The organism is Labilibaculum euxinicum (assembly GCF_963678175.1).
GTDB classification, from domain to species: domain Bacteria; phylum Bacteroidota; class Bacteroidia; order Bacteroidales; family Marinifilaceae; genus Labilibaculum; species Labilibaculum euxinus.
In genome coordinates this window covers 3,665,097-3,688,660 of record NZ_OY782756.1, presented here as the reverse complement: position 1 = coordinate 3,688,660, position 23,564 = coordinate 3,665,097, and the positions used below count along the sequence as shown (strand labels likewise).

Sequence of the window (23,564 nt, the reverse complement as noted above, 5' to 3'; positions counted from 1 at the left end):
CAGAAAGACGCGGTTTTTTTACCGCGTCTTTTTTATTGTGAAAAACCCCAACCGCTGTAAAGCAATTGGGGGTATACATATTCAAAATATATATGTGGTAGTAGTTTCTATTTAATTAATATTCCAAGCTGTTCTAAGGTTTGGCGTTCCGATCTTTCGTAAAACAGATCCAGACAAGCGCGTAAATCGGTGCAGTATGCCATTAATTTGTTAAAGGTTTCTTGTTTTCGAACCGTGGCAACCTGAGCTTCACCATCCTCTTTTTCCGCTTTTATTTTTAGCTCATCAATTTTTTCCAATTGCTGTGCCATTTCAGTAATTTTTTCAGAGCCTAACTCAACCAATGCTAATTTATCCTGAATTACAACGTGCTGAAGAACTGCATTTGTAGTTTCCTCACATAGGTTTTTCCAGTCAGCATAGTTGCCCGGTATTTCCTTGTTTAAACGAAGAATAGTTCTTAGTTCGGCGTTATTCTTAAAGAAGTAACGTCCGGCTTTACGGATCTTAACCAATTGCCCGTAGATCTTTTCGTATACAATCTTAAATTCACGATTTGCTTCTGTCGATTCAATTTTTTCTGTCGATTGGCTTTCGAAAGCCGATTTCGCATTCTCGTAAAGCTTTACTCCATCCAAAATGCGCTTTTCCGGATAAATCGCCGCAATTCTTGTTTTAATAGCTTCGTTACCCGATAAACCATATACGAGTATTCTACATTCTTCTAAGGATTTTTGTAAACTTTTTGGCATGATAATATCTATTTCAGGGTCAATTGTTCTGTTTATCTATATGTTTTTTTTAAGCGATACTGAAAGTAAGTATAATATTTTAAAAAACAAAAACATAAGAAATTAAAGTTATGTTTTAATGTGAAGATGGATATGTTAATAAGGGGTGGAAATTGATTGGCAGGCTATAAAAAACGCAATGTGCCAAGGTATTTTACTTTTTATGATTAGGAATTCATTTTTTTAACTAAAAATTTACTTTTTTCCCCAAGGAAGGAACTTTTTACCATTGGGAGAAAGCTTTTTAGGACAGGGAAAGCACTTTTGTGCATAAGGAATTCACTTTTTAGGATCGGGAGGACGCTTTTTCCGACAAATTGTCGCTTTTGAACATAGGGAAGCCACTTTTTAGGATCGGGAACTTACTTTATGGCAGAGGGATGTGTCTTCTCCTGAAATAGCTTGACAGATTATTACTTAATTTATGATAGTAGTATTGTTCTTTAATCTATCTACGGTTGAACAAATTTATAAAAATCTTTTTACTGCTATCTTAACGGCAAAAGATTCTTATTTCTGATCCGGCATTACAGTTTCAGAGATAAGCCTAAAATTGTAACCCAGGAGTCTCTTAATTTCTGAAAATTCATACTTTCTTCAATTTTATTCCTGATTTTCCATTACGCCTTTTTCAGGTATTCCTGAATCTTGATTACTGGTAGATATTTCGTCACTCTTAATAATATGGAGTTTAATTTGCGTCCTGTCAATGTTATTAGAAGTACAAATTTTCGAAAGAATACTATCCTGAGGAGCAAGAACTTCAATGTCTTTTATTTCTGCATCATATTCATTAAAAAGCTCCCAATAAAGCTCTCTCAGTTTTTCTTCCGTATTTTCTTGAATTCGTTCTATCTTAAAAATAGAAATCCAATTGACGTTATTAAGTAATCCCCAAATTCCAAAGAATAAACTTATAGATATAATAGCCTGAAATAATAAGAGTTTCATATTTTTAATCTGAAATAAGCTTGGTTAAAATTATTTCTCGGGTATTTCTGTTTTCGGATGACAAAGTATATCGGTTAAGCGACCATAGAACCACCACGATACATGAATTCCTTTTCGTGTGTTTACTGCTGTATATATTGTAGTTATAAATTCGGCCAGATTGAAAATAAAAGCAGTAATCAGATAGGAAAAGTATCTGTTTGTAATGGGTTCGGAATCAAACAGGATTGCTGCGGTCCACCAAAAGCCAAAGCTGTTTATGAATAGCAAAGAGAATTGCGATAACAATGCCTGTGTGCAGTGCCAGCGAACAAAGTAGGTTTCTTTTCTATTGGCAATAAAAAAAAAGAAAGTTGCAATCAAATTTATTATAGGGAGAGGTAACCCGGCTACCAGGGCAGCAAGCGACATCACATAGCTGTTCGAAGCTTTTTCAGCTTCATAATCTTTTGGTTCGTAAGCAAACTTACCAGTTGATATCATATGTCTTTATAAATGTTCCAAATCCAATTTAAGAGAACCAACACCATAAGAGGTATGGCAACGAGTTTTTGTTTTAGGATGTGCTCTGCTTTGTTGTAAAAAATAAAAAAGCTATCCTTTTTAAGCAGAAAATCAATACAGATCCAAATCGGACTTGCCGTCATTATTAAAAATAGAAGAAAACCAATAGGATTTAAAAGAAAAGCCTGTTCTATCCTGCCATGAAGCAAAGATAGAACAGACCTTGTAGAGCCGCAGGAAGGACAGGGAATTGTGCTTATTTTTTTAAACAAACAAACATTTATTTCATTCGGAAATATTGAAGTTTCTTTATTTAGGTTGATAAATAACCATAGATACCCCACTAAACATGCACCAATCAGTAGCATATAAAGCCGATTCCTGCTTCCTGCCATTAAGCCAGTGCCTGCATAAGTTTCGACATGTTTTTTTCTTTTGCTGCGCCCATAATCAGAAACCAATCAATAATGGTCCAGATTCCAAAGCCACCACATGTTACCAATTTGCCAATTCCCAATCCTGTATCTCCTAAAAAGAAACGATCGATACCCAAGGGTCCGCCTAGTAATGAAATGATTAAACTTGTTGTTGGATCTTTAAATGAAATAGATTGAACAATTGCCCATTTTGATTCATCGGCATTTTTTAAACTTTCTCTTACTCCGATAATCTGGTGACTTTCAAAAAACTTTCCATAGGTCATGATAAACATGTCCACTTTCTGTGAATCCATTTTGCTAAATTATATATTATGATCCTACTCGTTTGGCTTTTCGGATACGCCCTATTTTTATAGTGGTGTTTGATTCCACAGTTCCGTTTTTATTTGTAAAATAAAAAAGCGCTAATTTATGAAAATCATTTTTCTTAACATACTAAAAAGATAAATTAATACCTTCCTTATCGAAGTTTTTAGATTTACTTATTTCAATTTTTTTCGGGGAAGAACGCAAGTTTATTTGCGAATGGGTGTCTAAGCATTTAAATTCACATAATCAGCATCGAAGTATTTTTACCATGATTGAAAAGGAGTTAGTTGAACAACTCAAATCCGGAAACGAAACAGCATTTCGCCAGCTTGTAGAGACCTATCAGGCAATGGTGGTGAATACGGCTATGGGGATGATTCACAATCAGACAGATGCTGAAGACATTGCCCAGGATGTTTTTATTCAGGTTTATCATTCGATAACTGATTTTAGAAGTGAGTCGAGCCTGAAAACCTGGTTGTACCGAATTACAATTACACGCAGTTTAAATGCAATTCGGGCCAATAAAAGGAGAAAGTTTTTTAGTCGTATCGAAGATTTTTTTCAGGGAAAAAAGGAAGAGGTTCAGGAAAAGGCAGGTTTTGTAAATCCCGGTAAGGCTCTCGAGGAAAAAGATCATGCCAATGCAATTCATGCAGCTTTGGATTCTTTGCCCGAAAATCAGAAAATTGCTTTTACATTGAGTAAGTATGAGGAACTGAGCTATGTAGAAATTGCTGAGTTGATGCAGATTTCGAAATCGTCGGTAGAGTCGCTGCTGTTTAGGGCAAAATCGAATTTGCAGAAAAAACTCATCGGGTATTATAAAAATTTTAAGAGGTAGCGCAAGTTTTTATTAAGAGTGGTGTCCAATATAAAAAACAATACAAATGAAATGCAACGAGGTAAATAGCAAACTAATTTTTTATCTGGAAAAGGAACTTTTGAAAGATGAAATGCTGCAGGTGGAAAATCATTTGTCGAAGTGCAGTTCATGTTCCGATCGCTTGGTTTTACTTCAGTCGGCTATGGGAGTTATTGAGAAGGAGAAATTTTTACAGCCGAATCCATATTTTGTATCAAAAACGATGAACCGTTTTAAGGAAGAGCAAAGAAAAGCCAATCAGCCGGTTTTTATCAGACTATTAATGCCTGCCTTTGTGAGTATCCTGTTTGTATTGGCTATTGGATCGGGCATTTTTATGGGAGCAAATTTTGCTTCGGATACTGAAAATATTCAGCAATCGAATTTGATTGATCCCTATTTTAACGAAATAGATAATGAAACCATTGAATTGTTCTTTTTAAACGATGGATATCATGAATAAAGCGAATAAAATTTGGATGTGGCTGGCTTTAATTTTACTGGCAGTTAATTTGTCAACGATTGGTTCGTTTTGGTATCACATGCAGCAGGAAAGAATTGTGGAAGAAAATAAGGTGGAGATGCCTGATGAATTCAGAACTCGTTTTCTGAAAGATCAATTGGGCTTGAATGAAGAGGAGAAGATGATATTCCGATCCTTAAACAGGAACTACAATCACGATGCAAACCAGATTATGAATCGGTTGAGTGCTTTGCGAAGCGAGATGGTGCAGCAATTGGGAAACAAGAATTGCGATACTTTGAAACTGAAAAATATTGCCGGTGAGATTGGCGAGATGCATAGGGAGTTGAAATTGACAACAGTTCAGTTTTATTTGGATATGAAGAGTGAATTGAATGAAGAGCAACAGGCCAAACTATATGATTTGTTTAGCCGCTTGCTGCAAAAGGATGAAAATGTAAAAACACCAAAAGGCAGAAGAAGAGGCTGGGGACATGGTAATGGTCCCGGCGGTAGAAATCAATAGCGTTTTATTGTAAATATTCTTTTTAGGAAGTGATTTGTATTGCATCCCGGGAGAAGTATGTCAAAAAAATAATTAAAAAATGAGATCATGAAAACACAAAATTTAGTTAGAAACTTAGGATTACTATTGATGGTAATCATGTTTACAATTCCTGCTGCCGACAGTTTTGCACAAAACAGACGCAGGGCAAATGATTGCAGTCAGATTTCAAATTTAACGGTTGAACAGAACAAGCAGTTGAATGATTTGAGAGCAGATCATTTGAAAGTGATGGACGCTTTGCGTGCCGAAAGAAGGGCCGCTGTAAGTAATAGCGACAGAGCAAATGTGAGAGAAAAAATGCAGGCAGAGCTAAGCAAACATACCAATGCAGTAAGCGCAGTGCTTACTCCTGAACAGCGCGTGCAATACCTGCAAAACAGAAACTCAAATGCACAGTATATTTCAGGAAAAGGCCGAAGAGGCAGAGCTTGTGGTAATGGCTGCGGACAAGGCCGAAGAGGCAGAGGTGGACAAGGTCGTGGAAACTGGTAATGGATATTTTAAAATTGAAAACAAAATTCAGAAATCATGAAACGTCCATGTATAAAGCTTTCTACACACAGGGAAATGATTATATGGTAAGTTCCATCTGACAAAAACTTAAAATTATAAACAGATGAATAATAGAATGACAAAATTTTTAATCGCTTTTGCACTGAGTTTTGGCTTTTTTGCCTGCGACAGTGAGGATGGAGGAACGGAAGCTTTGGCAAATTTGCCCTTGGTTGAAGTTTCGAACGATGGATACACCGATATTATTACGGCGAACTTAAAAACGGTATTGAGTATGGATACAACAGTTGCTGATGAAAGTGAGCAGGAGGGATTGCTGCTAATGCGCGAAGAAGAGTTGCTGGCTCATGATACATACAGTCTGTTTGCTGATTTGTATGATGTAAGGATTTTCAGCAATATTACCCGTTCGGAATCAACTCATGCAGCTGCAGTATTAACTTTGTTGGATTTGTTCGGAATTGAGGATCCGGCAACCGGAATTGCGGGGGAATACAATAATGAGACATTGCAAACTTTGTATGATGAATTAAGCGAAAAAGGAAAACTATCAGTGGAAGAAGCCTTAAAGGCCGGTGCATTTATTGAAGAAGTGGATATTAAAGATTTAGAGGATTTGATGGCTGAAACTGAGAATGAGGATATTCTTTTGGTGTATGATAATTTGCAGAGAGGTTCACGAAATCATTTACGGGCTTTTGTTCGGGTGTTAAGTACTTATGGTGTAGATTATGAGCCTACAGTTTTAAGTGAGGATAATTTTAATGAGATCATTAATTCGGATACTGAACGCGGTAGTGGCTGTTTGAATGATTATCAAAATAAATACAGAAACCGTAAAGGGAACGGAAATGGATGGAATTGATTTTCCGGGTTTAGAAAGATTGTAGGGTAATCATGAAAATAAAGGCTGTTGATGCAATATCAACGGCCTTTTGTTCTTAGGAAATTTTTCGAAATAACTTGACGCTTTAAGCTTGTTCTTTTGCCCATTAAGTTCCTTGAAAAAACATTTAATAGCCCGCTATTAGCAATTTTTGCAACTTCTTAAAGAACAAAATCACGTCGCTTTAATCAGTCAATTTATTCCCTCAATCCCTTATCAGAAGAGATGATCGTTTCTGAAATTTTCCTTAAGTTTGAATTTCGAAAGAATCAAAACATAAAAAACAGATATGGAAATTAGAAAAAATGAAACTCAGTTGGTTTGTATTGCCAGATTTATTGCGAATGAGGGCGAGGCCGATCAGTTAATCAAAAATTTACATGCTTTATTATTGCCAACACATCAGGAGGGAGGGTGCATTCGTTACGAACTAAATCAGAGCATCGATAATCCGCATGTAATTACTTTTGTAGAGAAGTTTTACGATCAGAAAACCTTCGACGAGCATTGCAGTCAAAAATATATTACCGATTTTTTTAATGATGGCAAACCAGATCACGTAAAGGAGTTTGATGTGAGCCTGCACAAGGAGATATTAAAGTAGCATGGTTTAACCAAAGGGAGACGCAAAGGCGTACAAAGTAGGAAAAAGAAAAAGAGGCAAACCGATCTGATTTGAGAAAGATTTCGGTTTACCTCTTTTTAGTTCAGTTAAACTCTACTCGAAAAGAGTTGAATTTAAGAGAATATTAATTCGCTTTGATCCATGGCTGACCCACTTTCAAAATTGTACGACCAGCAACGTCGTTAATAATGATAGCAGCCATCATGTACCAGGCGCATAATGCACAAATAATCAATTCGTATCCAGCTACCTCATCTAAAATTGGAAATCCAAAATGACCTAAGTCCAAAAGAATGAAACCAATAAGTAATGTAGTAAAAGTGGTAGCCATTGCAGCATGAATAAAGAATGATGCTACCCATAAAATAACAGTAAATAAGGTCCATGCAACCAGGTAATATCCAACATCAGTGGTCGATGATTTGTATACTCCGTAAAAATTCATCAGCCAGATAACACCTAAACCAATCCAAAATGAACCGTAACCGGAAAATGCTGCAAAACCGAAATTGTTGCCGTTTTTGTGCTCGAGCATACCAGCCATAAGCTGTGCCAGTCCACCAAAAACAAATCCCATTGCAACAACAGGACCTAATCCACACAATCCGATGTTATGAAACTGCAATAAAAGGGTTGTCAATCCAAACCCACCAAGTCCGACTACAGCCGGATTACCTAATTTTACGTTGCTCATCTATATATATTTATTCTGATTTTTCAGATCGCAAAACTAGCAATTAGATCAAGAGACCAGTACTATATCTAAGTAGTTATAAAACATGCTTTTAGCTTGTGTTTTTGTTTTGAGAAATGTAAGATTCTGATTGTTAGTGTTTAAATGTGTTTTGTTCTGAAGCTTAAGATCTCTTGTGTGTTGTAGAATACTCGCAAACATACTGAAAAAGAGGATGAAAGATACTTAAATAAAAAATCCTCATGTAATTGAATACATGAGGATCGTTTCTTTTTGAAATTGAGAATATTTTATCGTCCAATCAACTCCAATTCTTTACTCGAAATATCTCTCATCTCAACTTTACGGATTTTACCGGTTACCGTGGTTGGAAACTCACTTGTGAATTTAAAATACTTAGGAATTTTATAGGTTGCAATTTGCCCTTTGCAATAATCTCTAAGTTCTTCTTCGGTAGCCGATTTTCCTTCTTTAAATTTTATCCAGGCCATTACAACTTCGCCGTATTTGTAGTCGGGCACACCAATTACATATACTTCGCTAATGCTTTCGTGAGAATGGAAGAATTCTTCAATTTCGAATGGAGAAATATTCTCTCCACCGCGAATAATCAGATCTTTTATTCTACCCGTTATGGTTACGTAACCATCCTCGTCCATGCTGGCCAAATCACCTGTATGCATCCATCCGGCATTATCAATAACCGATTTGGTAGCTTCTTCATTGTTCCAGTATTTTAGCATTACAGAGTATCCCCGGGTACAAAATTCACCACCTTCACCACGCGCAACAATCTTTCCCGTTTCCGGATCAATAATCTTAATTTCCTGATGAGGATGAACCCGGCCAACCGTTCCTACCCGTTTACTCAATTCATCATTAACAAATGTTTGAGTGGAAACAGGAGAGGTTTCTGTCATGCCATAGCAGATGGCTACTTCTTTCATGTTCATTTTTTCCTGAACCTCAAGCATTGCTTTTTCAGGACAGGATGCTCCCGCCATAATACCGGTACGTAAACTGCTTAAATCGTATTTTTCAAAATTAGGATGTTCCAATTCCGCAATAAACATCAAAGGCACTCCGTAAAGTGAGGTGCATTTCTCATCTTGAACAGTTTTTAGTACAGTTTCTGCTTCAAATGCTTCACCTGGAATTACCATTGCGGAACCATGAGTAATACAAGCCAAATTGCCTAATACCATACCAAAGCAGTGATAAAACGGTACAGGAATACAAACCCGGTCTGTTTCATTGTAATGCAAACGCTCACCAATAAAGTAGCCGTTGTTCAAAATGTTGTGATGGGTTAGGGTTGCTCCCTTTGGAAAACCTGTTGTTCCCGAAGTGTATTGAATATTGATCGGATCATCAAACTGAAGCTGAGATTCTATTTCTTCTATTTGAGATGTTGAAATTCTCTTGCCTGCCTCAATTAATGCATGCCAGTCACGATCTAAAATTACAATTTGTTTTAGATGAATGCAGGATTGTCTTACTTCCTGAATAATTTCGAAGTAGTTGGTTTTTCGAAATCCTTCCGACATAATTAAAAGACTAATTTCTGATTGACGAAGGGCAAATTTAAGTTCTGCTGATTTATAGGCCGGATTAACATTTACCAAAATAGCACCAATTCGTGCTGTGGCAAATTGAACAATTACCCATTCGTGTCTGTTCGGTGACCATATTCCAACCCGATCTCCTTTTCCAACACCAAATGCAAGTAGTCCTTTTGCTACTTCTTCAATTTGTTGCCAAAATTCAAGATATGTTGCTTTGTAATTTTGATAAGGAACAATTAAGGCATCTCTATCGCCAAATAATTCAACTGTTTTGCGAAGTCGTTCAATAATTGTTTCGCCTAAAAGAGGCAAATTCGAGCTTCCGTGCTCGTAAGATAGTTTGTTCATTCTTTTATGTATAAATGAGCCAATTGAACACAATTAACCCGTGATGTGATTATCTCTAATACATCAATTAACAATTGAAAACCATCTTTCTGCAGTTAACCGGAACCGGCTAAACTTTTTTGATTAGGAAGTAATAAAAGTTGTGATGGAGCTTTAGCTCCTTGTTTTAATATGGGCGCAATTTATAAAAAATAATTTAGCAGACAACAAATATGACCGGGATAATAGAACCAATTCCTGGGATATTGAATTAAGTATTTCACCTTAAAACAGTTTCAGTTTGATTCTATGAAGTGATCAGCAAAAAAAAGGAAGATTATTAATCTTCCCATACAATTGTTTTAAAATCATCAAAGAAGGGGCCAAATTGAATTTCTGAAATTTGATTGTTGTCAAGCCAAAGATGCAGATTTTCGTTTGGGAAAAATATCAATTCATGAGTTGGAAATTCCTCTGAAGCAACGTCCTCAAATTCCGGTTTTCCAAGTTGAAAAAGTTCCAGTTCAGCCAGCAGCATTTTTTTACTTAAACCAACCTTAATGAATTGAAAAATACTGTATTGCTCATTCAGAACCGAAATGTAGCTGAGTCTGTTCTGATCAATGGATTCGAATGTAAAGCTAAGTCCTTTGTCAATGTATAAAAGTGTGACACTTACTTCATCCGGAGAAAGGGAGTATTCTCCAACATCATCTGCGTTTCCCAGTATTTTTTCAACTTCGGCACGTTGCATGCCAAATTGAATTCCTAAGATACCTTTACCCAATATGATGTCGTTTTTATTCATACAATTACTTTTCGAATGGATATTTTAAACCTATTTGTTCTCTTACTTGATCCATTATTGATAATATTCTTTTACTTTTTAATAGAGGTATTACAGAACTTTCAACTGCTCCTTTTTTCAGCAATTCATTTACTGCAAAAGCTTCATGATTATACCCAAGTTGCAATTCTTTATTGATAAACTCTAATTTTTCATCAGGACTTATTAAAAATGCTTTTTTAGCCATCCAAAATTGAGGGATTTCTATGCGTCCTTTGGTACCACAAATTACGGCCTCATTTTTAAGTTCGGAAACCAGAGAACTTGAAATTTGTGCCAATCCGCCATTGATATATTTTAATTGGATGCTGTTGTAATCATCAATTCCAGTTTTAGAAAAATGAGCCATTGCCTGTATGTCTTCAATTTCTTCATCAAACACCAATTCAGCTATTGCAATACCATATATTCCAATATCCAATAAAGCGCCACCCGCTAAATCCGGATTTGCCAAACGAATTTTTTCATCCATATTACCAGCATAGCCAAAACTTACCTGTACTTGTTTAACTTCGCCTATTTTACCTTCCCGAATCCAATTCATGGCTTCGATAATGGCTGGCAGGTAATAGGTCCACAGCGCTTCCATGAAAAATAAATTCTTTTCTTTGGCCAGATTTTGAAGAAGTTCAAACTCTGCAGAGTTTACAGTAACCGGTTTTTCGCACAAAACAGATTTTCCATTGTTCAGACAAAGTCTGGCATGCTCCAAATGAAAATTGTGAGGCGTAGCAATGTACACAACATCAATATCTGAATTTTTCACCATTTCTTCGTAAGAAGAATATGCCTTCGGAATTTCAAATTCATGAGCAAATTCTGTGGATCGGTCTTGCGATCTTGATGCGACAGCAATAATTGTCCCATTGTTCACAACTTTAAAATCTTCTGCAAATTTCTTCGCAATTCTGCCTGCACCTAAAATTCCCCATTTAATAGTCATAAAAACATGTGTTTACCTAATATTTTATTCAAAAAGAATATAAAAACGAATTCTTTTGAAAAATCAGGATTCGGATATAAATTTTCTGATTGTTAAATATAAGCTTTTGTTCCAAAAAGTGAAATGAAAAACAGTATTGTTTAAATGTGTTTTTTATTAATAAAATCAATTTCAGGTCGGAATTGAGCATTCTGTTTTTTTTACCAACCTGTTGAATATCATCTCTGATTATATTCTCTTACCTCTTTCTGTTCTTAGTAAATTGATTGGGAAACTTAGAGGAAATGTTTCTAAATAGCTGAAAAAAGTTTACCAAGCCATTCAAAATGTCTATTTTTATGCTTTCAAAATCAAAACATAAAAGAATGGCTATAGATTTTCGAGCTACTGAATATATTCTTGAGTCTTTACAGACAGGAAAGAAATTTGAAGATGAAGGGTGGACTTTGGATGCTCCTGCTGAAGAAAAAGCTTGTTTAATAAGAACGAAATATCAAAAAAAGCAGCTTGAGCTTAAGGATAGTTCGTTGGGGATTTATAAGTTCGCCGATTGGTTACCTATCCACAGAATATTGGAAGGATCATCTGCTCCGGCAACATATAAAAGTGAAGGGTTGTCTAAATATTTGGGATTAGAAAATTTATATATCACATTTAGTGGGTACTGGCCTGAGAAGGGAGCAAATTTCAGGACCTGTTCATTCAAAGAAACTGAGGCTTTTTCGGTAAGTGGCAGATTGAGTGATACAGGACAGATACTTGTGGTTGCATCTGCAGGAAATACTGCACGTGCATTTGCAAGAGTGTGTTCCGATAATAATATTCCTTTGTTGCTTTGTGTTCCAGAGGATAATATTGATGCGCTATGGTTCGATGAGCCAATTAAGGAGAATGTTAGGTTGATTGCAACAAAATCGGGAAGCGATTATTTTGATGCTATTCATTTATCGAATCTGGCTTGTCAGTTAGACGGTTTCATTACTGAAGGCGGAGCTAAAAATGTTGCCCGAAGAGATGGAATGGGAACTACAGTTCTTTCTGCGGTAACAGAGATTGGTAAAATTCCTGATTACTATTTTCAGGCAGTTGGCAGTGGAACAGGTGCAATTGCGGCATGGGAAGCTAATCTTCGTTTTATTGAAGATGGCCGTTTTGGTTCCAACAAAATGAAATTGATGGTGTCTCAGAATACGCCTTTCTTGCCAATGTATGATGCCTGGAAAGCAGATTCGAGAGAAATATTGCCGCTAGACGATAATTTGGCGAGAAAACAAGTGGAAGAAATCGTAGCTAAGGTGTTGTCGAATCGCAAACCTCCTTATTCAATTGTTGGAGGAATGTTTGATGCGATAAAGGATGCTGGTGGAGATGTTTTGAAAGCGACCAACGATGAAGCAATGGAAGCGTCCAAAATATTTGAAGAGACTGAAGGAAATGATATTCACCCTGCTTCTGCTGTTGCTGTAGCTAGTTTGATTAAATATGTGCAGGAAGGAAATATTAATAAAAAAGCTTGCATCATGTTGAATATAACCGGAGGAGGAGAAGAACGTTTTAAAAGAGAAAAAGAGGTTTGCTATCTGAAACCATCTCATATCTTCGACATTAATCCTGAACTTGATTCGCTAAAAGAGGTGCTGGAGAAGCTCTTTAAAATAGAATCTTCAGAAATAATATAAAAAAAGCAGGCTAAAAGCCTGCTTTTTTATTGGTATTTCATCGGAGCCTATTTTATTAGTGATTCTATAATTTCGATCGCATCGATGATGCATTTTTCACAAATCTTTTCTTTCACTTTATTTTTTTCAGCGTAAGCTTGTCCTTCTTCTGTATTCAGATTACATGCTATTAGTTCATCACAATTTGTAGAATTGTGCTCTAGTACAAATTTGTGGTTAAATTCCTGAATTAAAATTCGATTGTTGTCTGTTTGGAGTTGATGATTGCTGTATTTTTTGCAGTTATGAATTCCCAAAACCATAAATGCACCGGTAACAGCACCGCAGGTTTTTTGAAGTCTTCCCATACCGCCACCAAATCCGCTTGAGATTTGGTAAGCTAAATTATCGTCAAAATTATAGTCGGTAGAATATGGTAACAGCACCGATTGGGCACAATTCATTCCCGATTGAAAAGCCTCTAAAGCTTGAGTTGCTTTTGAATTCATGAGAGTGATTTTGATTGAATTTGCAATACAATATTTTCTTTGTCGGAGCTTAAATGTAATTAAATTATTGTTTTGGAACAATGTCTATTTGTCATTTATTCAAATGGAGCGATTTCTAAATTTTTTGTGTAATTGTATCCCAATTCAAAAATCTCCTGAGCGTGATTTCCATTTAGTATTTCATATTCACGTAAGCCGGTTGGCTCTATAAATAAAGAACATTTTTCTTTGTGACGAATAATATTTGAATGAACTCCTAACTGAAAAGTTCGGGATGCCACCTGAACCAGGTTGTCAAACTTTTCAATTTTATGAACAGGGCTCACATTTACAGCAATAATTACATCACATTTTTGCAATAAGGGGGAGATGGGAAGGTTGTCGAATAGTCCTCCGTCAGAATACATTTTGCCATCAATCAGAACAGGGGCAAAGAGTACAGGAATACTAGCCGATGCTAAAAGATAAGTGCTTAAATCTCCTTCCTTAATATATTCAACCCTACCATCGTTTAAATTCGATACTGTAATAAATAACGGAATTTTTAAATTTTCAATTTCCTTGATTTTAATGTGTTTCTGAATGTCTTCTTTTAAGCCATCCAAACCAAACAATCCATATTTGGGATAATGCAATTTGGAGTAGGCCATTAGACTCTTGTTTTTTAGAATCTTCAGCGTTTTTTCATAGGTATAGCCGGAGGCTATAAAGGCACCAACTATTGCTCCTGCACTAACACCAGAAATTATATCAGGACGGATTCCTTTTTCCTCGAGTGCTTTTAATACTCCAATATGAGCGAAGCCCCGAACGCCGCCACCACCTAATGCTATTCCTATTCTCATTAATTACTGGGCTTTAAATTCCGGATTGTATATGATACCAATAACATTTCCCCATGGATCTTTTACACTTGCTACCCAAAGTTCTCCTCCAACATTTGCAGGCTGTTCGTGAACTGCAGCACCCACTTCTATTAAATGTGAAAATGTTTTGTTAATATCATCAACTCCCCAGTATGATAAAACGTTATCTGTTTTTGAAGCGTTTGAATCTGTATCAGGCAAAAGCCCTAATTCAAATCCGCCGATATTGAATCCAACGTAGAAATCCTCATCAAAATATGGAGAAGTCTCAAAAGCTCTGGAGTACCAAAGTTTTGCTTTTGAAAGTTCATTTGTTTTGTAAATAGTAGTTCGCAGACCTAAAAATTGTTTTTTCATATCGATTGATTACGCCTAAAATAGGGTGTTAAGAATATCTTGTTTCAGAACTGAATTTATCAATCCATAAATTACTCATTTGATTCTGATTTATCTATTTTAATTTCGTTTTTTTATTTAAAAAGAGAGCTTATCGATTTCGATAAGCTCTCTGCCAGTTACTTATTTACATTTTCTAAGGCCCCCTTTATTATTTCATCAACAACCGAGGTATCAAGAAGAGTAGAAATATCGCCAAAGTTGGAATAGTCTCCTTCAGCAATTTTTCTAAGAATACGTCGCATGATTTTGCCCGACCGGGTTTTAGGTAAGCTCCTCACAAGTTGTATTCGGTCTGGTTTTGCGATTGGGCCAATAATTTTGGTAACGCCTTTTCGGATACTGGTTTTGATCCCTTCTACACCACCGGTTGACAGCTCTCCGCAAACAACAAAAGCATAGATGCCTTGCCCTTTAATATCGTGAGGGAAGCCAACAACAGCCGATTCGTTTACCAGTGGATGTTCATTAATTGCATTTTCTACTTCAGCAGTTCCCATTCGGTGCCCCGATACATTAATAACATCATCAACGCGCCCTAATATTCTATAGTAGCCATCTTCATCACGTTTAACACCATCTCCCGTAAAATATAGATTTTCGTAGGTGCTGAAATAGGTTTTTTTAAATCGTTCATGATCGCCCCAAATTGTTCTAAGCATTCCGGGCCAGGGATATTTAATGCACAAATTTCCTTCCACGCTCTTTTCTGATAATTCTTTTCCTTCGGCATCAACAATTATGGGTTGAATGCCTGGCAGAGGTAAAGTTGCAAAGGAAGGTTTTGTTGGTATGATTCCTGCAATTGGGCTGATTGCAATTCCACCGGTTTCAGTCTGCCACCAGGTATCAACAATGGGACATCGGTTTTTACCAATATGATCGTGATACCAGTGCCAGGCTTCTTCGTTAATTGGTTCTCCAACTGTTCCAAGAACTTTTAGTGACGAGAGATCTTTGTTTTCAACATATTCCTGACCCTTCGACATCAACGATCGAATGGCCGTAGGGGCGGTGTAAAATTGCGAAACGTTATATTTACTTACAATGTCCCAATATCTGCCTGCATCAGGGTAAGTTGGTATTCCTTCGAACATCATTGTGGTAGCACCATTTAGCAAAGGACCGTAAACAATGTAAGAGTGACCGGTAATCCAACCAATATCAGCAGAACAAAAATAGATATCACCATCGCTGTACTGGAAAACATTTTTAAACGTATAAGCCGTGTAAACCATGTAGCCACCACAAGTGTGAACAATTCCTTTTGGTTTATCGGTCGAACCCGAAGTGTACAGGATGAATAAGGTGTCTTCAGCATCCATTGTTTCGGCTTCATGATACTCTTCTGCTCCAGCCATGCATTCGTGCCACCATAAATCTATTCTATCGTCGAAAGCAATTTCTGAATTAGTTCGTTGAACCACTATCACCTTTTCTACCGTTGGACAAGTTGATACTGCTTCATCTACAATTTCCTTAATAGGGATAATTTTACTGCCCCTATAGCCACCATCCGAAGTTATAACCATCTTAGCTTCAGCATCAATAATTCTGTCAGCGAGAGAATTGGCAGAGAATCCTGCAAATACGATGGAGTGGATCGCACCAATTCTGGCACATGCCAACATAGCAATTGCCAATTCTGGAATCATTGGCATATAAAAGGCAATGCGATCGCCCTTTTTAATTCCGTGTTGAAGTAGAACATTGGAAAACTTCTTTACCTCTGTAAACAGCTCATTATAGGTTAGTATGCGATTTTCATCATTTGGCTCATTAGGCTCCCAAATTATTGCCGGTTGATTTCCCCGGGTGAAAAGATGGCGCTCAAATATATTTTCAGTAATATTCATTTTGCCGTTAGTGAACCAATTTATTTTTGGCTCAGAAAAATTCCAATCCAATATTTTATCCCATTTTTTTTTCCAAAAAAAACTTTCTGCAATTCGACTCCAGAATTCTTCCGGTTTAGTCACACTCTTCTGATATTCATGGATGTATCCGCCCAGAGTACTAATCTTATCTATCATGTGCTGTAAAATTTGGTTAAAGATTAAATCTACATATCTCAATATATGAAATTCTGTATTCATTGCCCAATATTTGTTTTTTGAAATTTCTCAATTAAAGAAGGAAAAAGGGAAGTAGTCTTGATTGGAATGATATTTTATTATATTACCATGTATATTTAACATGACTCTTAGCTTAGAAGAGTTTTTAATTTGTAACATAAGAAGTTGATAATGAATAAAAAAACAATTGTGGTTGTTGTCCTGTCAGTTATTTTATTTCTCTCGGTTAGTAGTGTTTTGGTTATTAATGGCTTCCCTGATCTAACTTATGATTGGACTGAAGAATCAAAGTCGATACTTAAACAATACATTAAGTTGTTGGGCTTTATAAGTGTAATGGGGCTGGTTTATACGTTGGTTGAAGGATTTAAAAAGACTAAACCCGAAGATCAAGATGCAGAGAATGAAGTTATACAATGATTTTTGTGACTGTCATGGAACGGGCAATAATCTTGAACGGGTTAATTTTGTTGGGGTTTTGGAAGATTATGCAAAAAAAACAAGTTCTTGTGTGATTTTTTTTTTATGAAGTGGATATTTCATTGAAAAAATGGTTTTATTTGCAAATTGAGGCAGTTAATAACAACAAAAATATTTTATGATTACGTAAATGAAAAACACCTATTTTGATTTGATTGAGCAGAGCTATTATTTTCCACAGGAAGGCTTTGACTTACGCGATGATTACCTTACTTTTCAGGGGATCTCTATGAAGTATCTTATAGAAAAGCATGGTACTCCGTTTAGATTCTTTTACCTACCCCGAATAGGAGATCAAATAAAAAAAGCCCGGAATCTTTTTAACAAGGCAATCAAGAAAAATAATTACGCAGGTTCTTATGAGTATTGTTATTGTACAAAGTGCAATCACTTTGCGCATGTAATTGGCGAAGCATTAAAACACAATGTTAATCTTGAGACTTCTTCAGCTTTTGATATCGATTTGATTTTGAATCTTTACAGAGATAAAAAAATTGATTTCAACAGAATTATTATTCATAATGGTTACAAAACGGATGAATATTTGAAAAAAATCCTGGATATGCAGGAGGTTGGATTCAAGAACAGCATCATCATTTTTGATAGTGTACAGGAATTGGATCGTTTGGAAATACTGGCAAAGGATCGGGTAGTGAAAATTGGTTTGCGAATGGCTATTAATGAGGAATCTCAATCTGCCTATTACACTTCAAGAATGGGTATTCGCAGTAATGAAATCATTAATTTTTATCACGATAGAATCAAGAATAATCCAAAGTTTGAGCTTAAAATGCTTCATTTCTTTGTAGATTCAGGAATTAAGGATAGTTTGTATTATTGGGGTGAATTTCAGAAGGCATTAAAGGTTTATTCCGAATTAAAGAAGGATAGTGAAACTCTTGATTCATTTAATTTAGGTGGTGGTTTTCCGATACGTAATCATCTGGGGTTCGAATACCAATATGAATACATGATTAATGAAATTATTTCCAACATTAAGGATGCCTGCATTAAGGATGAAATTCCAGAGCCAAACATCTATACTGAATTTGGTAAATATACAGTTGGAGAAAGTGGTGCAATCATATTTAAAGTGCTGGAACAGAAACAACAAAATGATACAGAGTCTTGGTATTTGATTGATAATAGTTTAATGAATACCATTCCTGATGCATGGTCTATTCACGAAAAATTTATTCTATTGCCAATCAACAAATGGAAAAATGAATACAAACGTGTAAATATTGGTGGAATTAGCTGCGATCACTCGGATTATTACAATTCTGAAGATTTAAATCAGGAGGTTTTGCTGCCGAGTTATTCCAATGATGAAAAAGAGCCATTGTATATTGGTTTTTTCCATACCGGAGCTTATCAGGATGCAATTAGCGGATATGGAGGCATTAAGCATTGTTTGATTCCATCTCCAAAACATGTAATAATTGACAGAGATGAAAAAGGCAATTTTTTCGATTACGTTTACCGAAACGAACAATCTGCCGATGAGATGTTTAAACTTTTAGGATACAAAAAGTAAAGAAGTAATTGTATTACAAATAAAATTGCAGAATTGGCACTGCAAGAGAGACGAAAATCTCAAATTTTTAATTGCCAGATAGTATTATTAAAATGCTTTGCTATAAATTATAAAATCATGCAAACTAAAGGACCCGTTACTAAATTTATATTGGAACATTACAGACATTTTAACTCAGCTGCTTTGGTAGATGCTGCCGTTGCTTACGAAAAGCATTTAGCGGAAGGGAAGAAGATGATGATTACCCTTGGAGGTGCTATGAGTACTGCTGAGTTAGGTCGGTCTTTGGCAGAAATGATTCGTCAGGATAAAGTTCATATTATTACTTGTACCGGAGCAAATCTTGAGGAAGATATCATGAATCTGGTTGCTCATTCACATTACGAAAGAGTGCCTAATTACAGAGACTTAACACCACATGACGAGTGGGCTTTGCTGGAGAAAGGTTTGAATAGAGTAACAGATACATGTATTCCGGAAGAGGAAGCTTTTAGAAGATTACAGAAACATGTTTATAATATTTGGAAAGACGCTGAAGATAAGGGCGAGAGATATTTTCCACACGAGTTTATGTATAAACTGTTACTTTCAGGAGTGTTGGAGCAATATTATGAAATTGATCCTAAAAACAGCTGGATGTTGGAAGCTGCAAAGAAAAATCTTCCGATTGTAGTTCCTGGCTGGGAAGATTCTACCATGGGAAATATTTTTGCATCCTACTGCTTAAAAGGAGAATTGAAGGCGTCAACTATGAAATCTGGAATTGAATACATGACTTGGTTGGCAGATTATTATACCAATACCGCAGGAGACCAAGGTATCGGATTTTTCCAGATTGGTGGTGGTATATCAGGAGATTTCCCAATATGTGTAGTTCCTATGTTGTATCAGGATATGGAAAGAACAAACACTCCTTTTTGGAGTTATTTCTGCCAAATTTCTGATTCTACAACAAGTTACGGATCATATTCGGGTGCTGTTCCGAACGAGAAAATTACTTGGGGTAAGTTAGGTATTGAAACGCCTAAATTCATTATTGAATCAGATGCTACAATTGTGGCACCCTTGGTTTTTGCATATCTACTAGGTTGGTAATTAATAATAAGCCAAATATATTTCCATTTTTTCGATAAACATATTATTGTATGAAGAGCAGCAATAAACCGAGAGTAATCCAGAGCTATGAAAAGCTTAGCCAGGAGATACAGGAACAAATAAAATTGTATTATCCTGAGGGATATATGGATAATTTGATTGAGTTCAGAAATCATAAAAATGAATTAGTAAGTGCCTTGCCGTTTGAGACTGAGGATAAAATTTACATGGTTCGTATGTCAGTTCGTAAAGCTCAGGAACTTATCGAAGATGATGACGATTTTGACGATGATGGAAATCTGTTGGACAGTAAGAAGGAATCGTATGAAGATAAATACTCTGATTCTGATTCCGATTTTTTAATGTCAGACGATGATGAGGATGTGGATAACATTGCCGATGATGACGATGATATGGATGATGAATAGACCTTTATTTCTACCAGAAATAAAATAATTATAGAAGGCGGTAAAATCATGTATTTTGATTTTACCGCCTTTTTTGAATTGAATGTATTCTCATTCTCCAATGTTGAAAGAAATAGCAGAATTCTATAAATTAAGGGACTATAAGAAACTCTGCTATTTCAGTCAACCTACTCACTAATGGTTTTTCTCTACTTCCAGAGAGAAACCAACTTAGTTTTTTCTAATTTAATCAATTAGCATCATCGGGTTTAAGTTTGTAGAATTCGATTGAGGGAAATTGAATAAGTTTTCTTTTGAAATTTGAGAGGGTGAGGATCGTTTTGGAATAGAATTTTCTTTGTGTTAATCGAGTATTCAAATTACAAAATTAAAGAAGCAATGTCCAGTAAATTAGGAAGTTTTATCTGGAAAAATGTGAGGTTTAAGGAATACTAATCCAAAAAATTTCTTTTGCTATTTACAATGAAATCTGTCATTGAAATTCCTAAATCTCAGGATACAAAAAAGGGTTGTTTCCATACTGAAACAACCCTTTTGTTTTACAGTGACACTACTGTTTTATATGAATAGATTAATGTTGGATTTTTCAGCTTCTTCAAGATAGGTTGCTACACCTCCAATAGAAACACCTTCAAGTAATTCATCCTTATCAACTCCCATTACATCCATCGACATTTGACAAGCAATCATTTCAACACCATTTTCCATAGCGGTTTTTAGTAAATCCTCAAGAGAGTCTACTTTTTTCGCCATCATTCTTTTTTTCATCATTTTAGAACCTAAACCCATCATGTTCATTTTTGACAGTTTTAAATCATCTGCGCTGTTTGCCATCATTTTGCTAAACATCTTGCCCATCAAATCTTTTTGAACTTTTGGTTTGTTTGCTTTTTTAATCACATTCAATCCCCAAAAAGTAAAGAAGAGGGTTACTTTATTTCCAGTGGCGGCAGCTCCATTGGCAATAACAAGTGATGCCAAAGCCCGATCCAATTCATCAGAAAAAATTACCATGGTTTTATTCTTGGCTATGCCATTGTTTAAAACAGAACATTGTTCATCTTTTTTCTGCTTTTCAATAACTGCAGATATAATTCCTTTATCAGAATCAAGAGAAATTAATTTATTTCCCGTCATGTTACACCATGATGCAACATCTTTCATAAATCCCTGATCTGTTACTTTTTGCAATAAGCGATCGCCATTTTCAAGTTTGTCTATTTCTTTTTTTAGTTTGATAATTGGGCCAGGACATTGCAAGCCGCAAGCATCTACTTCAATTGTTTTTATATCCGGCTTAGCTTCAGTTACGGTTTCAGCAGTTTTTGGTTTGCCTCGGTAAATATGGCTGTCTTTAGCAATATAACTCGATTCAAAAATATCCTCGTTACTTTGTTTGCAGGTTGCGTGTTCGTAGGTTTTGTAACCACCACTTAAATTGTAAACGTCCGAAAAGCCTTTTTGCATTAAGATTCTTGATGCAAAATAGCCACGTAAACCAACCCCGCAATAGATTATTATTTTTTTATCTCTAGGTATTTCGTCCAGACGATTTCTGATTTGATCCACTTCTATATTTACGGCATCTTCAATTTGACCCAGTTCAAATTCATCAGGAGTACGAACATCTAATATAAAATTATTTGCTGCATGCAATTGATTCAATTCATCCCAATGAATAATATTCACCAAACCTTCAATAATATTTCCTGCAGTAAATCCTGCCTGATTTACAGGGTCTTTTGCCGATGAGTAGGGGGGAGCATAAGCATGTTCGATTTCCTGTAAATCGTAAATTGTTCCGCCTTTTTTAAGAACTGTTGCAATTAAATCGGTTCTCTTGTCTACACCTTCATATCCAATTATTTGAGCACCATATAATTTCCCGCTGTGGGGATCGAAAGTGATTTTTATACTTGTAGGCATTGCTCCGGGATAATATCCTGCATGCGATCCTCCATGAGTAATATTAGAGACAAAAGAAATGCCTTCCTTTTTAAGAACCTTTTCGGCCAACCCTGTCGATCCAATGGTGAGATCAAATACTTTGGCTATGGCAGTTGCAATTGAACCTTTATAAGTTTGTTTGTGTCCCAGAACCAAATTGTTTGCTAAAATTCTACCCTGCTTATTGGCAGGGCCTGCCAGATATGCATTGGTGTATTTGCCGGTAATAGGATGTGGGAAAGCGATAGCATCGCCTAAGGCATATACATTAGGATCGCTGGTTTGAAGGTATTCGTTTACTTTAATACCTCCGTTGGGAGCCAACTCAATACCTGCCTCTTTAATTAATTTGGTTTCAGGTTTAACACCGATAGAAAGAATAACCATATCAGCGTCCACTTTTCTGCCCGATTGCAAATGAATCTCAAGATAATCGGCATTTCTTTTGAACTGACTGACGCCATCATTCAGATAAAATTCAACATTTTTAGTCTTCAAATGTTGATGTACAACAGCTGCCATTTCGTAATCAAGAGGCGTCATTACTTGTTCAGCCATTTCAATAATTGTAACCATCATACCTAGGTGATGAAGGTTTTCAGCCATTTCCAAACCAATAAATCCAGCTCCAACAACTACAGCTTTCTTTGGCTTGTTTTCGTTGATGTAAGTTTTAATTTTGTCTGTATCATTTACGTTTCGAACAGTGAAAATTGCTTTGTCTTTTATGCCGGGAATTGGTGGTTTTATCGGTTCTGCACCTGGCGAAACAACCAATTTGTCAAATGTTTCAGTATAGCTTGTATTGTTGATGAGGTCGTTGATTTCTACTAATTTATTTTCGCGGTCAATTCTAACTACTTCGTTCTTAATTCGAACATCAACATTTAATCTTTTTTTGAAGCTTTCCGGAGTTTGCAGCAATAGATTTTCCCTCTCTGTAATAACATCACCAACATAGTATGGTAAACCGCAATTTGCATACGAAATATGTTCGCCTCTTTCGAACATGATTATCTCTGCCGATTCATCCATTCTGCGTAAACGAGCCGCAGTTGTTGCTCCTCCTGCTACACCACCAACTATTAAGTATTTTGCCATTGTTATATATTCTAAAAGTTATTTTATTGTAATCATCATATGTAGATATCCATATATCTATCATGCAAAAGTAATCTTTCAGAAAAATTTATCACTAATGCAATGTGGGTTTTTAATATGTTGCTCAGCATATTAAATCGATTGCATTGATTAAACTGTCTGATAGAGAGTGTTTAATAAA

At 35.9% G+C, this 23,564-nt stretch carries 25 protein-coding genes; 11 read left to right on the top strand and 14 right to left on the bottom strand.

All coding sequences use genetic code 11. The features are described 5' to 3' along the window. Positions 1 to 107 precede the first annotated feature (107 nt). From ACY0M5_RS14805 to ACY0M5_RS14785, 5 genes are all read right to left on the bottom strand, one after another. Positions 108 to 752, bottom strand: coding sequence for a PQLLE family protein (locus ACY0M5_RS14805; RefSeq protein ID WP_461629663.1), 645 nt, complete (start codon positions 750 to 752; stop codon positions 108 to 110). A gap of 642 nt (positions 753 to 1,394) precedes the next feature. After that, the gene (locus ACY0M5_RS14800; protein WP_461629662.1) at positions 1,395 to 1,742 is read right to left on the bottom strand and encodes a hypothetical protein; all 348 of its coding nucleotides are present in this window, start codon (positions 1,740 to 1,742) and stop codon (positions 1,395 to 1,397) included. A 30-nt stretch (positions 1,743 to 1,772) separates the two neighbouring features. After that, positions 1,773 to 2,225: a hypothetical protein gene (locus ACY0M5_RS14795; protein ID WP_461629661.1), complete on the bottom strand. Its 453-nt coding sequence runs from the start codon at positions 2,223 to 2,225 to the stop codon at positions 1,773 to 1,775. Beyond that, positions 2,222 to 2,614 (bottom strand): DUF2752 domain-containing protein, encoded by a 393-nt coding sequence (locus ACY0M5_RS14790; protein ID WP_461631696.1) that lies wholly within the window; start codon positions 2,612 to 2,614, stop codon positions 2,222 to 2,224. The genes ACY0M5_RS14795 and ACY0M5_RS14790 overlap by 4 nt, the downstream gene beginning before the upstream one ends. Before the next feature lie 26 nt (positions 2,615 to 2,640). After that, entirely contained in the window at positions 2,641 to 2,979 is a 339-nt protein-coding gene (locus ACY0M5_RS14785; RefSeq protein ID WP_461629660.1) for a TM2 domain-containing protein, read from the bottom strand. Between the two features lie 284 nt (positions 2,980 to 3,263). Here ACY0M5_RS14785 and ACY0M5_RS14780 point away from each other — a divergent pair, with 284 nt between their 5' ends. The 6 genes from ACY0M5_RS14780 (at position 3,264) to ACY0M5_RS14755 (ending at position 6,894) form a co-directional block, all read left to right on the top strand. Beyond that, a complete protein-coding gene (locus ACY0M5_RS14780; protein ID WP_461629659.1) occupies positions 3,264 to 3,839 on the top strand; it encodes an RNA polymerase sigma factor in 576 nt (191 codons plus the stop codon). Between the two features lie 46 nt (positions 3,840 to 3,885). After that, positions 3,886 to 4,323 (top strand): anti-sigma factor family protein, encoded by a 438-nt coding sequence (locus ACY0M5_RS14775; protein ID WP_461629658.1) that lies wholly within the window; start codon positions 3,886 to 3,888, stop codon positions 4,321 to 4,323. Next, entirely contained in the window at positions 4,316 to 4,849 is a 534-nt protein-coding gene (locus ACY0M5_RS14770; protein ID WP_160463457.1) for a periplasmic heavy metal sensor, read from the top strand. Before ACY0M5_RS14775 ends, ACY0M5_RS14770 begins: the two co-directional genes overlap by 8 nt. Before the next feature lie 87 nt (positions 4,850 to 4,936). Then, complete coding sequence (locus ACY0M5_RS14765; RefSeq protein WP_124992847.1) at positions 4,937 to 5,383, top strand: Spy/CpxP family protein refolding chaperone; 447 nt, start codon at positions 4,937 to 4,939, stop codon at positions 5,381 to 5,383. A 124-nt stretch (positions 5,384 to 5,507) separates the two neighbouring features. Then, positions 5,508 to 6,269: a DUF2202 domain-containing protein gene (locus ACY0M5_RS14760; RefSeq protein WP_461629657.1), complete on the top strand. Its 762-nt coding sequence runs from the start codon at positions 5,508 to 5,510 to the stop codon at positions 6,267 to 6,269. A gap of 310 nt (positions 6,270 to 6,579) precedes the next feature. Continuing rightward, entirely contained in the window at positions 6,580 to 6,894 is a 315-nt protein-coding gene (locus ACY0M5_RS14755) for a putative quinol monooxygenase (protein WP_101307842.1), read from the top strand. Between the two features lie 145 nt (positions 6,895 to 7,039). Here the strand turns inward: ACY0M5_RS14755 and ACY0M5_RS14750 are convergent, their stop codons facing one another. From ACY0M5_RS14750 to ACY0M5_RS14735, 4 genes are all read right to left on the bottom strand, one after another. Beyond that, on the bottom strand, positions 7,040 to 7,609 hold the full coding sequence (locus ACY0M5_RS14750) for an acetate uptake transporter (RefSeq protein ID WP_124992849.1): 570 nt from the start codon (positions 7,607 to 7,609) through the stop codon (positions 7,040 to 7,042). 290 nt (positions 7,610 to 7,899) lie between these two features. Continuing rightward, a complete protein-coding gene (locus tag ACY0M5_RS14745) occupies positions 7,900 to 9,522 on the bottom strand; it encodes an AMP-binding protein (protein ID WP_124992850.1) in 1,623 nt (540 codons plus the stop codon). Positions 9,523 to 9,841: 319 nt separating this feature from the next. Next, positions 9,842 to 10,309 carry a hypothetical protein gene (locus ACY0M5_RS14740; protein WP_124992851.1) on the bottom strand — a complete coding sequence of 156 codons (468 nt, stop codon included), beginning with the start codon at positions 10,307 to 10,309 and terminating at the stop codon, positions 9,842 to 9,844. Positions 10,310 to 10,313: 4 nt separating this feature from the next. Next, entirely contained in the window at positions 10,314 to 11,291 is a 978-nt protein-coding gene (locus ACY0M5_RS14735) for a Gfo/Idh/MocA family protein (protein ID WP_461629656.1), read from the bottom strand. A gap of 365 nt (positions 11,292 to 11,656) precedes the next feature. Between ACY0M5_RS14735 and ACY0M5_RS14730 the strand changes: the two genes are divergently transcribed. Next, the gene (locus tag ACY0M5_RS14730) at positions 11,657 to 12,970 is read left to right on the top strand and encodes a cysteate synthase (RefSeq protein WP_461629655.1); all 1,314 of its coding nucleotides are present in this window, start codon (positions 11,657 to 11,659) and stop codon (positions 12,968 to 12,970) included. A gap of 47 nt (positions 12,971 to 13,017) precedes the next feature. On the opposite strand, the gene ACY0M5_RS14725 is transcribed toward ACY0M5_RS14730, so the two are convergent. The 4 genes from ACY0M5_RS14725 to acs form a co-directional block, all read right to left on the bottom strand. Beyond that, the gene (locus ACY0M5_RS14725; protein WP_124992854.1) at positions 13,018 to 13,458 is read right to left on the bottom strand and encodes a C-GCAxxG-C-C family protein; all 441 of its coding nucleotides are present in this window, start codon (positions 13,456 to 13,458) and stop codon (positions 13,018 to 13,020) included. Positions 13,459 to 13,553: 95 nt separating this feature from the next. Next, positions 13,554 to 14,303 carry a patatin-like phospholipase family protein gene (locus ACY0M5_RS14720; RefSeq protein WP_461629654.1) on the bottom strand — a complete coding sequence of 250 codons (750 nt, stop codon included), beginning with the start codon at positions 14,301 to 14,303 and terminating at the stop codon, positions 13,554 to 13,556. Positions 14,304 to 14,306: 3 nt separating this feature from the next. After that, complete coding sequence (locus tag ACY0M5_RS14715) at positions 14,307 to 14,681, bottom strand: VOC family protein (RefSeq protein ID WP_124992856.1); 375 nt, start codon at positions 14,679 to 14,681, stop codon at positions 14,307 to 14,309. 158 nt (positions 14,682 to 14,839) lie between these two features. Continuing rightward, the gene (acs, locus tag ACY0M5_RS14710) at positions 14,840 to 16,753 is read right to left on the bottom strand and encodes an acetate--CoA ligase (protein WP_461629653.1); all 1,914 of its coding nucleotides are present in this window, start codon (positions 16,751 to 16,753) and stop codon (positions 14,840 to 14,842) included. Positions 16,754 to 16,966: 213 nt separating this feature from the next. Here acs and ACY0M5_RS14705 point away from each other — a divergent pair, with 213 nt between their 5' ends. The 4 genes from ACY0M5_RS14705 to ACY0M5_RS14690 all read left to right on the top strand — a co-directional run bounded on the left by ACY0M5_RS14705 (position 16,967) and on the right by ACY0M5_RS14690 (position 20,335). Then, positions 16,967 to 17,215: a hypothetical protein gene (locus tag ACY0M5_RS14705; RefSeq protein ID WP_461629652.1), complete on the top strand. Its 249-nt coding sequence runs from the start codon at positions 16,967 to 16,969 to the stop codon at positions 17,213 to 17,215. 190 nt (positions 17,216 to 17,405) lie between these two features. After that, on the top strand, positions 17,406 to 18,812 hold the full coding sequence (locus ACY0M5_RS14700; protein ID WP_101307832.1) for a type III PLP-dependent enzyme domain-containing protein: 1,407 nt from the start codon (positions 17,406 to 17,408) through the stop codon (positions 18,810 to 18,812). 117 nt (positions 18,813 to 18,929) lie between these two features. Then, positions 18,930 to 19,907, top strand: coding sequence for a deoxyhypusine synthase family protein (locus ACY0M5_RS14695; protein ID WP_101307831.1), 978 nt, complete (start codon positions 18,930 to 18,932; stop codon positions 19,905 to 19,907). Positions 19,908 to 19,957: 50 nt separating this feature from the next. Then, positions 19,958 to 20,335 (top strand): hypothetical protein, encoded by a 378-nt coding sequence (locus tag ACY0M5_RS14690; protein WP_124992859.1) that lies wholly within the window; start codon positions 19,958 to 19,960, stop codon positions 20,333 to 20,335. 558 nt (positions 20,336 to 20,893) lie between these two features. On the opposite strand, the gene ACY0M5_RS14685 is transcribed toward ACY0M5_RS14690, so the two are convergent. Beyond that, complete coding sequence (locus ACY0M5_RS14685) at positions 20,894 to 23,383, bottom strand: CoA-disulfide reductase (RefSeq protein WP_461629651.1); 2,490 nt, start codon at positions 23,381 to 23,383, stop codon at positions 20,894 to 20,896. Positions 23,384 to 23,564: the final 181 nt, after the last annotated feature.